This window comes from Cyanobium usitatum str. Tous (genome assembly GCF_003011885.1).
Taxonomy (GTDB): Bacteria; Cyanobacteriota; Cyanobacteriia; order PCC-6307; family Cyanobiaceae; genus Cyanobium_A; species Cyanobium_A usitatum.
The window spans coordinates 125,583-137,257 of record NZ_PXXO01000005.1 but is presented as its reverse complement, the minus strand read 5'-3'; the positions used below and the strand labels follow the sequence as shown (position 1 = coordinate 137,257).

Below are 11,675 nucleotides of genomic sequence, written 5' to 3'. Positions count from 1 at the left end.
CATCCAGCAGGACGGGGATCTTTACTGGATTGACACCAGCTCTAACCTCAACCGCCCAGCGGAGGACTACCGCGCGAGGTACTTACGTCAAAACAATGAGCTGCTAGCGGAACTGAACCGGCAGATTGCCAAAGAGGCATGAAATCGTGGTGACTTTGCTGGGGTCCACGCTGCACAGATCGACAGGAGTGGAATACCAGATGAGCCAGCTACCAGGCTTGTGCTGATTGCTGCTCAGTACACCGACAGGCGGGGAGTGGACTTCAGTGCAGCCCTGCAGAGGGCCGGTACCTGTCTACCAACCAAGGCAAACAGTCCGCGCCAGCACTAAAACACCCTTGTGTTTATGGCACCAGATGAGCAGAGCGTTGAATATCTATTCTTTGCATTGGCAGACCGATGTACTTGGCAACGGGTGGTGGACGAAAAGCTCCTGTTGAACCTCAGCGTTAATCAAACCAACCAAGCTGCCGCGTAGATCCAGGACGGGTCCATCCCGGTGCTCAGCTGCAAGCTGCACCAGGGACTGATCGCCCATGGATGAGCAGTTGCAGGGCTGCTGCGTAGCTGTCTGCGAAGGGAGTCGGTGCCGCGCCATGGCGTGCAAGTACCGCCGCGATGCGGGCACTCCCTTCTGGTAGCCGTGCGCTGCAAAGCCAGGGGAAGGCGTGGTGGGCACTGTGATGTGGCAACCCGCCCATCAGGGCGTTAAACCAGGTGCTGCAACGGATGTTGCGGCTGGAGTAGAGCTGCGTCTGTAAATTGGTGTTGTGCTGCTGCCACAGACCGTGGTGTTCGACTAGGCCGCGCAGCTGCACGATCACGCCGATCACCCGTTCAAGGACCAACCAGAAGAGGAGATAGTGCCAGATTTCCCCGTGGACCACGGCAACGCTCAACATCGCCGCGTGCACAACGACAACGCCGATCCCATCTACGAGCCGCGCTTGCCCCAGTCGCGGATCAACATGCTGCAGTTGCAGGCCTTTGATCGTGGTGTCAGCGATGAGCCCCACCCCACCGAACACCAGAATCCGCAAAGGCAGAAGGTGGCTCTGCAGCTGGCGGCGCAGGGGGCTGGCGTGCAATCGCTCCATTGGAAGCACATCCGTTCTCTCTGGATCGCGCGGGTCGCGACCGTTCCAGAGGTGATGTAGCCGATGCAGCCGCGCGTAGGTGAGGTAGGGCCAGCCCATTGGCCAGCCGAGAAGGCAAGCGAAAGGGGTCTCGAACCTCCGCCAGCCAAGCAATGTGCCATGAACCATCTCATGGGTAGCGATCAGCAGCAGTGCGTATGCAGCCCCAGTAATTATCAACATGGCCCCAGAAAGCCAGCCCAGCGGCAGCATCCAGAACAGGCACGAGCCGCCGATCAACACACCGCTTAGCCCAAGCAGCCGAGCCACAGTCCAGGCCCGTTCAATCCATGACGGAGCCCCGCCTAGATCAGCGACCGCTGCGCAGAGATCACGATCCAGAGTCGTCATCGCGGCAAGGGGACAGAAGCAGGAACATCAGAGATGAGTGTCAATACGCTCCAATTCTGTCTGTTAGGAACTATCAGAATTCTGAACCAGTCGTTTGCAAAAAAACCAGCTACGCCGCGCTTGAACAGCGCCAACGCCGCAATCTGCATCTCCAAGGCCCCAGTCGCATCAGTGTTCCAGGCGTCGAGCTGACCGGCAATCTCCCGCCACGTCAGGCCTAGGAAGCCTTGCCGCAGCAACAAGTCAAAAGAGGGCTCCTTGGCGAAGCGCCGGCTATTGCACGGTGGTCAATCCCTGGAGGTTGATCGCGTAGACATCTTTTTGGCGGTGCTTGAACGACAAGACCGCAAGCCTCAGCACTGAATGAAGTCGGCCATCAGTCCAGCACTCGTTAGGAGTTGAACCACGGCAGTTTCACACCAAGGGCTTCAATTGGATCCATCACGAGCTTGTTGAGAGCACGGCCTAGAACGACTTGTGGCTCGTCTGCCCGAATAGGGAGAATGGAATGGGAGTGATCGGCACCGTTGACAATCTTGCGTCTTATCAAGGAGTTCCCTGCCTCCAGCCCGCACACATAGGCTCGTTCCTGACACAGACCCTTGGCTCCATGTTCTTTGTCGCCCATCCGCACCCAGTCGCCAGCGCAGACGATCGACTGCAATGAGCTTTCCAAAGGTGGCCGTTTTCTGAAACTGCCCGGAGAAAAGAGCGACACAGAGCCTGGATAGCGCCGCACCTCGGAATCAACCACCTTGGCATTGGTGAATTCGGGATGCGCGATGGGGAGCAGGTCACGCGTAAGCAAGTCGATGATCTCTTGATCACTCATCGCTGCGATAGCCGATGCGTTGTAAAAGTCGCTGGCGATCACCGAGCCCTGGGGCTGCCCATCACCCCAGAGAGCCTGTTGCGCATCCATATGCAACTGATCCAGCATGAAAAAAGTGCCCCCAGAGCCCTTCAGTGATTCGAAGCGGGAAAACACGTTGGCTGGGTAAGCGATTGGAACATAACGATCCAGCCAAAGACGTGCTGAAACGACATCGATGGAGCCAAGCGAAGCAGCGCTAACAAGCTCTGGTGCTGCCTTGCTGAGTTCTGGAGATTGAGCCATCAGAGACTTGAGCCCTTTTGCACCAACCGCCAAGACCACAGCATCCACGTCGTCAATCACCTGAACTGTTTTGGTTGCCATGTTCTGAAGCTCAACCGAGCTGACGCGCTGCGAGTCAGACGACACATTCACCCGTCTCACCAGCGTTCCACCAAGGACCTGCAGATGATGGCGGGAGATCAGCCTTCTACTCAGGGGTGCAAACAAATGTTCAGCGATACTTTTCGACTTGATCCAACAGACATCAAATGAGTCTTGGTGGGCCAGGGCGTAGTAATAAAGGAGCTCCATGGTGACCGCGGCCGAAAGCTCTTCGGGCGGCTTGAACAAGCCAACCAGCAAGGTGGGGCGCAAGAACTCATTGATGAGCCGATCGCTGATGCCAAGCTTGACAAAGAGTGATTGCGCATCGAGATCGTCGTACTGCTGGAAAATCTTATCGCTGCGATAAAGATCCAGCATCGCATAGAGAAGCCCTGCGATACTGAGCCTGTCTTGAATGGGTAGTCGCGTGAAGTTAGTGATTGTTGCCACCATCTGGCCAAGCGGACTTGGCCATTGGGGTGCCTCACCAAAGACAGGCGCTGTTGCTTCTAACCCATCTGGCGACCAGAAGGCACTTGTTGTGAAGTCAGTGAAGATATCGCCAGCACCGAGTTCACCTGTTAGGGCATTGATATTGGGATAGTCTTTCCAAAAACCTCTGGTGCCTGCCTCGAAAGGTTTGCCGCTTTTGGTTGTGATTGGTTGAGTGCCTGTTGGATCGGACATCCCATCAATCAAGGTGACACGAATACCCGCTTCACAGAGTGCCTTGGCTGCGCCCCAACCAGCCCATCCAGCTCCGATGACGACTACATGGGATGGTCTTCCGTCAGGCATGGCTGCTATGAACGTCGGCTCAGCTTTTGCAAGTTACTCAAACAGTGATGGAAGGAGGACATCACCCATCACGGCTGCGCTCGCGTCTCCCTTTTGCCAGGCTGGGAGCACCGCGGAAGATCTGATGCTGCGCTTTCTGCTCAACGTTCTCTGGTTCGTGCTCGGCGGGGTGGTGATGGGCCTGGGCTGGTGGCTGGCCGGTCTTGTGGCGGCGATCACGATCGTCGGCCTTCCCTGGGCCCGGGCCTGCTTTGTGATCGGCAACTACTCCTTCTGGCCGTTTGGAAATGAGGCCGTGAGCAGGCGTGAGCTCACCGGACGGATGGATTTCGGCACCGGACCGCTGGGGCTGATCGGCAACGTGATCTGGTTTCTGGTGGCGGGCTGGTGGCTGGCGATCGGCCACCTCACCTCTGCAGTGGCCTGCTTCGTGACGATCATCGGCATCCCCTTTGGAATCCAGCACATCAAGCTGGCGCTGATCGCACTGGCCCCGGTCGGCATGCAGGTGGTGCCGATGCGCCGCTAGATGCCACCCCAGCACCTGCCCGGGGGCAGAGTGGAGCCGATGCAAAATCCTTTCCGGCCCAGCCCCCGCGAGACCACAGAAGCGATGGTGCGCCATATCGCTCGCGAGCTGGCAGAGATCGAGCAAGCCATCAGCCATTGCAGGGGCGATCGGGTAGCTGAACCCCGATTGACGGGCACCTGGCTGGCCCACCTGCTGATCAGCAGCAAGGAGCTACTCCAGAACCTGCTGATCGAGTCGGCCCGCAGGCCGCCCTACGGCACCTAGACGCTGCCCAGCACCCGGGTTATGGAAAGCCAATGGCGTACAAGCCGAGCAGGGGCTCAGAAGCAGAAGGGCAGGAACTGGGTGCGGCAGGCGGCATAACCATCTACCAGGGCGCCGAGGCCGATTTGGTGGGCGATGCCAAAGCCGGTGAGGCCTTCCACCACGATGCCGATCACGATGCCGAGCATGGCGGCGCGGCCGTTAAACAGTTCAGCTCGCTTGAGCTGCTCCATGAGGTTCAGCTGTTCGGCACTGGTGTCGAGCAGCTTGTCGTTGGCGGGGGTGTTGGTCATGGGGATCTCCTGGGTGGTGTGAAACGAAACGGAAGCGCTGGCGTCAGTCCGCGATATTTAGCTGCAGCACTAGGGCACTGATCAACCGAGCCCGATCTGGGAAAGGATGCCCTGGCCGGTGAGTAGCTCAGTGCCCAGGCCGATCACGAAGCCGAGCATGGCCAGACGGCCGTTCCAGGTTTCGGCGAAGGCGACAAAACCAAAGCGGGGAGTGGGTTCAGTCATGCGTGTTTCAGTTTGTTACGCCAATTGTAACAGCATGTGAAGGGGTTGGGGCGGCGCCGTGCAGCCTTACTTCTGATCAAGCTGAGCGAATCGCCGTTCACTAATGATCTTCGCCAATTCCAGGAAATAGCCGGCGGTGCACCACTTGCCATGGTTGCGGTCGCGATTGACCACATCAGTTCTGAGCTCGGCAGCCTCTGCCATTAATAGATCTAGCTCACCTTGAGGCAACTCATAAAGCTCTTGAAGCTCAACCGAGCGATCAAGCAAGTGACTCTTAAACCACTTTGGATTAAGTTCTTGAGGGGGGATATCCATATAAATTGGTTATGATTTAGAATTCACATTCTACAGCATTATCCTCTTCTTGCCATTCCTCCATAAAGTCCTCGAAGCTTGAGTGGAAGCCAGGGTTGTTTAGAAAAATGTCCACAAGATCATCCAAGGCCACGAATTCAGGGATAAAAGCACCAGGCTTTTGCTTGTAGTCATGCAAGATTTCCTCCTTATTCACTTTACTAAAATCCCAATTACCCAGCATAGGCTCAGCTGGCAGAGCTGAGGCTGGCTCTGCCAGGAAAGTTGACGCCTCTCTATTTCGATCACCAAGCTGTACACGATTCGGTGCTGGTCCAGTTTTCGATGTCGGCTGACAGTGAGAGGCGGTTGGATTCTGGGCTTAAGTCGACTGGTTATTGACGAAATCGCGGTTCAGCAGATCGCAGACATCAAAGATTTGCTCGGCACGGTCTGTGGTGAACTGCAGTTGCTGCGCCAGGGCCGCCAGGAACTGTTGCTCCTGAGGAGCCACGATCCGATCGCAGTGGATCAGCTCGCAGGCCAGGGCGAAGGCCATCTCCTGCTGCTCCGGACTGAGCAGCGGGGCCGCGCTGGCGATCAGCCCCTGCCACGACTCCTCCCGGAAGCGCTTGAGCAGACCCGAGATCAACAGCGCGAAGGCATAGGGCTCCATCTCCTGGTAGGCCGTACGTCCCAGCAGCTGCTCCCGGATCACGCGGGCTTCGTCCTTGCCGAAGGTCTGGTCGCAGCACACCGCCGCCAGGGGGATGGCGGCAAAGGCTTCAAGCGTGGTCATCGGGAGGGTCATGGCGGGCGGCAGTGAACGAACCTCTCCAGCCTGCCGGCAGTCTGCAAGGGACTCGTTAAGGCTTGTTCAAGCTCAGGCCACGCGAACGCTCCCGTTCACCCAGCGGGCCCGTCTTAGTCTTCGCATCATCCGATTCTCAACTCGGATTCTCAACTCGGATTCTCATCCGCTGGCCCGGCCCAAGCCACCGTCTTGGATCAGGGTGCATTCCACTCCCTGCCGCCGGAGATCTTCCACCAGCAGATCACAGATTTCCCGATCCACCGGAGGAGTGAGATGCTTCTCTCCATCAAGGAGATGGACCACATCCCCTGGGAGGCAACCGATCCAGCGAGCCAAGCTTTGCTGCGCCTGAAAGCGACGCTCTGGCGAGTGCGCCCCCTGAAATTGGATCTTCAGACGGTAGCGGGGGGGCACTGGAAGATCCAATTCGATACTACGCAGGCTGGCCGCCGTCGCCAGCACCACCAACTGGTCCCCGGCGGCCAGCACCAGGTCTGGCGGCGGCAAAAGAATGGGCTCGCGATAGCGGGACCGGCGCAGAGAAACGCCTGTCACGCCATAGCCATTCTCCAGCCTGGAGATATTCAGACCGCAAAGATTGTGCTGCTCCTGAAGGCGGTAGCGCACGATCAGTAGGTGGGTGCCCTGCAGTTGCAAGACTCCCTCCACCCTCTCCCCAAAGGCGGCCGCCACCACCGCATCGGCGACGAGGTCGACGGTGGAAATCACCGCCAGCCCTCCCAGCAGTTCCCCCAGGGGTTCGGCGGCCCCAAAGTCATGGGCCAGCACCGCGACACCAGCCTCGGGCCAGCGTTTTTGCAGCGCCATTGCGGCCTCTAGATTGGCCAGCAGATCGGTGGAGAGCAGGCCAACGGCGGCAACAGGGCGACCCTCAAGCGCCTGGAGCGCCTCCTCCAGTTGTCCGAATTGAACGATTCCCTTGTCCTGGGAGCCATCGCTGCCCCCCGGCTCGACCCTCACCACCAGCTGCTGGTGACGCCGCAGCCGCTGGGCGATGCGCTGGGCCAGCGCCGATCCCTCCACTAACAACACCGGCGCCGGGCCCCGCCGGGGCAGCCGGATCCGTTCCACACCCAGGCGCTCCCGCAGCAAACGTTCCAGGATCACGGCCACCAGGGCCGAGATCAGCAGCGTGCCAACCAGGGAATAGAGCAGGGTGCCAACGATCAGCCAACCGCTGACCTCCCCTATCCCGGTGATATCGGAGAGGAGGAGGTTCACCGGGTCGACGTACTCCCCTTTGAGCAAGCCGAGGGTGACAAACACCCCCTGCTTCCATCCCCCCACTTGTGAGAAGGTCTGTACGCCGACCAGCACCAATAGCATCAGCAGAGCGAAGCCCCACCGCTGGAGCCGTGTCCGCGCCCGCAGCCAGGCGCGCAGCTTTTGAATTTTGCTCCGCAGCCAGGCCTGGACCCGATGGCGGCGGTTTTGGCCAGGGGCCAGCGGGCCCTGGTTGATGAGCGGTGACCGGGCTGTCAACCATACCGGCGGGGATCCGGAGGATGACCCGGGAAGCCGGACCTGCTTCTGTTGGCGAAGGTCCTCACCAGGACCCTCCACTACCTGAATGATCTGGCCATCCACCTCCACTCTCGCCCGCATCGATGCAGGTCTTAGGGCGGTGCTGATCGCATCAGCACAGAGAAGGTTGGGATCGACCACCGCTACCCCGGGCAGGCGATGCTCCAGCAGGGCGCCGAGATCGGCGCGACGGTTGGTGGAACGCACCACGATCTCTGCGGTGGGATTAAGGAGCCGTACCTGGAGGGCAGCCTCAAAGTTGATCGTGCTGTCGGAACTCAGAAGCAGAACGGCACTGGCTCGCTCGGCACCGGCTTGGCGCAACACGTGGGCCAGGCGCATGTCTCCAAGGGTGAGCGTTGCCGCCAGACGGGACTCCAGCTCGGGATCTCTCCAGCTGGGCTGCCGCAGATCGACGCCGTGGAGGGGCAGACCAAAGGCCAGGAGGCGCTGAAGACAGGCCTGCCCCAGGGCGCCAAGTCCACAGACCAGGACGGGGGCAGGGCTCAGGCGATCGGCGGGATGGGCACTCAACGTCCGGGGGCGCCGGGTTCAGAGATCATCCTCCACACCGGTGGTGATGGTGCAGTCGCTGGTGGGGTAGCTCACGCAAAGCAGGGCAAAACCCGAGGCGATTTGATCATCGTCGAGGAAGCTTTGATCAGATTGGTCGACACCACCGCTCACAACTTTGCCTGCGCAGGTGCTACAAGCACCGGCCCTACAGGAGTAGGGGAGGTCAATGCCCTGCTCCTCAGCAGCATCGAGGATGTAGGTGTCAGAAGCACAGGTAAAAGACTTGCCGTCTTCAGTTGTGATGGTGTAGGTGTCAGCCGTGGATCCGAACGTTGATTGACTAAATCAATCCAAGGCGAAACCCCAAAAAGGGTCGGTAGGGCAGGACACATGGACCCTGGATCAGAGCAAAACGGCTTCTTTTGCGGCACTCCGCCAGCAGGCCCTGGCGATCACCTGTCTTAAGACCACCGCGGACAGCTAGTTGTGTTTTCTCACCAGGTCATTCAGCGATCAGCCGCCGCTGGTGGTATTGCTGAAGCGGAACTGGCTGCCCCAAGAGCAACCGGACATCCCTGGCCCCCGCCGCCAAGCCCACCTTCTCGATGACCTCCCCAACCCAGGAGCTAGACGCACCGGCCCTGCGACGCCTGGCTCCCTACCTGGTGGGATCCACCCGGCGTGGGGTGGTTGGGGGAAGTCGCTACGCCGTCAAGCTCCGGGCGGCCTTGGCCCAGGCGGCTCAAGATCCTGCGCGGCTGCCTGTGCTGATCAGTGGCGAGCCTGGGCTGGAGAAGGACAACCTGGCTGCGCTCGTTCATTTCGGCTCGGGCGACCGGCGCCATGTATTGATTCGCGTTGACACCAGCCTGCTGCGCGCCGATGGCGGCGATTTGTTTCACGGTTCCCCAAGCCAAGGGCCGCCGTTGCTGGAGTGCCTCGGTCAGGGGTGCGTGCTGCTGGATCGCTTCGATGCCGCCCCTCCCGAGCTGCGAGCCCTACTGATCGAGCTGGCGCGAACGGGCCAATGGCCTGGCTGCAGCGAACCATTTCAAGGCCGGTTGCTGTTCACCGCCGAATCCAGCGTGCCGGAACTGGAAGGTCTGTGCGACCAAATCCGGGTGCCTCCCCTACGGGTGCGCCGCCAAGACCTGGGGGATTGGATCCGTTACTCCCTGCGGCGCCGTGCCCGCCAATTGGGCTGGCCCAAGCCACCCCAGGTGCCCGCCAACGTAGTGAAGCGTCTCCAAAGCCACGACTTCCCCAACAACCTGCGGGAACTGGATGTGGTGATCAACCGGGCACTGCTTCAGGCCAAGGCGTCAGCCGTTCATGGTGAGCTGCCCGACCTCTTGCCGGAAGATGTGTTTTGGCTACTGAGCCGGCCCACCAGCCTGCGCTTCGACATCTGGGGCTGGAAGCCTCGGCTGAGGGAGTGGATGCGAGCCCCTTGGCTCTGGAATGGCCTGTTGTTTGGCTTGGTGAGCTGGCTGTTTGTGCTGGTGAATGGGGCCCTGTGGCTTGGACCCCAGGATCGGGCCCACAACGGTGCCTTGAATCTGTTTTGGGCCTGGTGGTGGCCAGTGATTCTTGTCACCTTCCCGCTGGTGGGGCGGCTGTGGTGCTCCTTTTGCCCGTTCATGGTGTGGGGCGAAATCAGCCAGAAGCTCGCCCGTTTACTGGGCTGGCAGCCGCGCCGTTGGCCCCGGGGCGACACCGACCGCTGGGCCGCACCGGTGTTGGCCGCTGGCTTTGGCGCCATCTTGCTGTGGGAGGAGCTGGCCAATCTTGAAGACACGGCCTGGTTGAGCAGCTGTCTGCTGCTCGTGATTACGGGCGGGGCGGTGGTGTGCTCGCTGTTGTTTGAAAAGCGCTTCTGGTGTCGCTATTTGTGCCCAGTGGGGGGCATGAATGGCCTGATGGCGAAGTTATCGGTGCTGGAGCTGCGGGCCGAGGCGGGCACCTGCAGCGGCAGTTGCAGCAGTTATGCCTGCTTCAAAGGCGGACCAGCGGAAGGAGAAGGCCTGGCCACGGGAGGCTGCCCCCTGGGCACCCATCCAGCCCACCTGGAAGACAATCGCAATTGCGTGCTTTGCCTCACCTGCGTTCAAGCCTGTCCGCACCGCTCTGTGAAATTGCGCCTGCGCCCGCCCGCGGCCGACCTGCAAAAGGGCATGGCTGTCCCCTTTGGCGAACGGCTCTTGCTCTTGGTGCTGCTGGGCGGTGTGGCTTTGCATCACTGGCAGGGCTGGCTGGCTTGGATGCCATGGGCCCCTGAATCCCTACAAGCAGGTCCCCTGCTGCCCAGGTTTGGGGTGGGTTTGATTGCGCTGCTGCTGCCTGTTTTGGTGGCCGGCTGGTGGCCGAAACCCTTGCTCTATGGGCTCTTGCCGCTGGTGTGGGCCCTGTTGTTGTCTCGCTATTTGCCCTTGGGAATGGTCGAGGCCGGCCAGCTGCTGCCGGTGAGTGCCTTCCCCTGGCAAGGAGCCGCGGCTGCCCTCTGGCCAAGCTGGAGCGCCGATCAGCATGTGGTGGCCTTCTGCCAGAGCGCGGTGATTGCGGTGGGTCTGATTTGGAGTTTGGTGATCCTGCGGCGGCTGCTGCTCACAAGTCCCCGCTTGCTGGGGCTGGGATCAACCCTTGCCATCGCCCTTGCCCTGGGGGGACGTTGGCTCACGGGCATGGCCTAAAGCAACTCCTTCCATTGGGAGGAAGCACCCCCGTTGAAATGCCGCAAATGAAGCCACCGCTGCGGGATCAGTCCGCCAGCATGGGTACACCCGAGATCAACATGTGTTCTTGAATCCCTTTTTGCCATTCAGCACGGCCAAGGTTCTGGCCCTGAAGGCCACTGTGCTGCTGCTGCTCACCCTGCTGATCAAGGCGAGGGTGCAGATCGTGACCGGTTCGGCCATTGGAATCTTCCTTTTGCTGCTGCAGACCTTGGCTTTCCTCGCCATCAGCGGTGGCTTGGTGCTGGCAGCGGGCGGGGCCGCGCTCGTCGCCAAGCAGCAGCGCCGGTCGGCCTCTGCCTGAGGCCGATCCATGGCCGTTGAAGTCGCCCTGGCGATGCTGCATCGGGATGGTCGCTGGCTGATGCAGCTGCGCGACGACATCCCCGACATCGTTGCGCCCGGCTGCTGGGGGCTCTTTGGCGGACACCTCGACCCCGGCGAAACGCCAGAGCAGGCCCTGCGGCGGGAGCTACTGGAGGAGATCAGCTGGCAGCCCCCGGCGGTGGAGCTGGTGATGGTGCATCACATCCACCGCCGAACGGCCCATGTGTTTCAGGCCGAGCTATCGGTGCCGCTGGAGCAGCTGCAGCTTCTGGAGGGCCAGGACTTGGGTCTGATAAGCCCAGAAGAACTGCTGTCTGGATCGATCTGGAGCGCCAAGCTCAGCAGCCATCGCCCCCTCGCCGATGGACTACTGGAGGTGATGCAGCACGTGCTCACCAAGCTGGTCTGAGCACAACAAAGCCCGGAGCGATGAACGTCGGGGCACGAATCAGTCCTCGGTCTCCGGGCTGAGGGGCGGCAGCCGCCGCTCCACCTGCAGAAACACCAGCCAGGCGACGCCTGCACTGATGCCAGCGGTCCAGTCGCTACGCAGCAACTCCACGATCGACACGGTGCTGGCGCCGATGCGCAGGCCCCGCAACAGAAAGCGGCCTAGCTGTTCAAGACGAGGAGCTTCGCTCATT

15 protein-coding genes are annotated in these 11,675 nt (G+C 60.6%); 5 read left to right on the top strand and 10 right to left on the bottom strand.

Going from position 1 to position 11,675, the window contains the following annotated elements:
- Positions 1-503: 503 nt before the first annotated feature.
- A complete protein-coding gene (locus C7K55_RS06145; RefSeq protein WP_106502524.1) occupies positions 504-1,487 on the bottom strand; it encodes a fatty acid desaturase family protein in 984 nt (327 codons plus the stop codon).
- Between the two features lie 391 nt (positions 1,488-1,878).
- The gene (locus C7K55_RS06135; protein WP_106502522.1) at positions 1,879-3,486 is read right to left on the bottom strand and encodes a hydroxysqualene dehydroxylase; all 1,608 of its coding nucleotides are present in this window, start codon (positions 3,484-3,486) and stop codon (positions 1,879-1,881) included.
- Between the two features lie 124 nt (positions 3,487-3,610).
- On the opposite strand from C7K55_RS06135, the gene C7K55_RS06130 reads away from it, so the two are divergent.
- A complete protein-coding gene (locus C7K55_RS06130) occupies positions 3,611-4,015 on the top strand; it encodes a YccF domain-containing protein (RefSeq protein ID WP_106502521.1) in 405 nt (134 codons plus the stop codon).
- 39 nt (positions 4,016-4,054) lie between these two features.
- Positions 4,055-4,282, top strand: coding sequence for a hypothetical protein (locus tag C7K55_RS06125; protein WP_127431990.1), 228 nt, complete (start codon positions 4,055-4,057; stop codon positions 4,280-4,282).
- A gap of 56 nt (positions 4,283-4,338) precedes the next feature.
- Here C7K55_RS06125 and C7K55_RS06120 read toward each other — a convergent pair whose 3' ends face one another.
- From C7K55_RS06120 to C7K55_RS06090, 7 genes are all read right to left on the bottom strand, one after another.
- A complete protein-coding gene (locus tag C7K55_RS06120) occupies positions 4,339-4,575 on the bottom strand; it encodes a chlorophyll a/b-binding protein (protein WP_106502519.1) in 237 nt (78 codons plus the stop codon).
- Positions 4,576-4,656: 81 nt separating this feature from the next.
- Positions 4,657-4,800 (bottom strand): chlorophyll a/b-binding protein, encoded by a 144-nt coding sequence (locus C7K55_RS06115; protein WP_106502518.1) that lies wholly within the window; start codon positions 4,798-4,800, stop codon positions 4,657-4,659.
- Between the two features lie 66 nt (positions 4,801-4,866).
- Positions 4,867-5,124, bottom strand: a complete 258-nt coding sequence (locus C7K55_RS06110; RefSeq protein WP_106502517.1) for a hypothetical protein — start codon at positions 5,122-5,124, stop codon at positions 4,867-4,869.
- A gap of 10 nt (positions 5,125-5,134) precedes the next feature.
- Positions 5,135-5,341 carry a hypothetical protein gene (locus C7K55_RS06105; RefSeq protein ID WP_106502516.1) on the bottom strand — a complete coding sequence of 69 codons (207 nt, stop codon included), beginning with the start codon at positions 5,339-5,341 and terminating at the stop codon, positions 5,135-5,137.
- 138 nt (positions 5,342-5,479) lie between these two features.
- On the bottom strand, positions 5,480-5,908 hold the full coding sequence (locus C7K55_RS06100) for a tellurite resistance TerB family protein (protein WP_127431989.1): 429 nt from the start codon (positions 5,906-5,908) through the stop codon (positions 5,480-5,482).
- 162 nt (positions 5,909-6,070) lie between these two features.
- Positions 6,071-7,990 carry an NAD-binding protein gene (locus C7K55_RS06095; RefSeq protein WP_106502514.1) on the bottom strand — a complete coding sequence of 640 codons (1,920 nt, stop codon included), beginning with the start codon at positions 7,988-7,990 and terminating at the stop codon, positions 6,071-6,073.
- Between the two features lie 18 nt (positions 7,991-8,008).
- Positions 8,009-8,275: a 2Fe-2S iron-sulfur cluster-binding protein gene (locus C7K55_RS06090; protein WP_106502513.1), complete on the bottom strand. Its 267-nt coding sequence runs from the start codon at positions 8,273-8,275 to the stop codon at positions 8,009-8,011.
- A 302-nt stretch (positions 8,276-8,577) separates the two neighbouring features.
- On the opposite strand from C7K55_RS06090, the gene C7K55_RS06085 reads away from it, so the two are divergent.
- From C7K55_RS06085 to C7K55_RS06075, 3 genes are all read left to right on the top strand, one after another.
- Positions 8,578-10,662, top strand: coding sequence for a 4Fe-4S binding protein (locus C7K55_RS06085; protein WP_106502512.1), 2,085 nt, complete (start codon positions 8,578-8,580; stop codon positions 10,660-10,662).
- A gap of 103 nt (positions 10,663-10,765) precedes the next feature.
- A complete protein-coding gene (locus C7K55_RS06080; protein ID WP_106502511.1) occupies positions 10,766-11,008 on the top strand; it encodes a hypothetical protein in 243 nt (80 codons plus the stop codon).
- Between the two features lie 9 nt (positions 11,009-11,017).
- Positions 11,018-11,440 (top strand): NUDIX hydrolase, encoded by a 423-nt coding sequence (locus C7K55_RS06075; RefSeq protein ID WP_106502510.1) that lies wholly within the window; start codon positions 11,018-11,020, stop codon positions 11,438-11,440.
- A 39-nt stretch (positions 11,441-11,479) separates the two neighbouring features.
- Here C7K55_RS06075 and C7K55_RS06070 read toward each other — a convergent pair whose 3' ends face one another.
- Complete coding sequence (locus C7K55_RS06070) at positions 11,480-11,674, bottom strand: hypothetical protein (protein ID WP_106502509.1); 195 nt, start codon at positions 11,672-11,674, stop codon at positions 11,480-11,482.
- Between the last annotated feature and the right edge of the window lies 1 nt (position 11,675).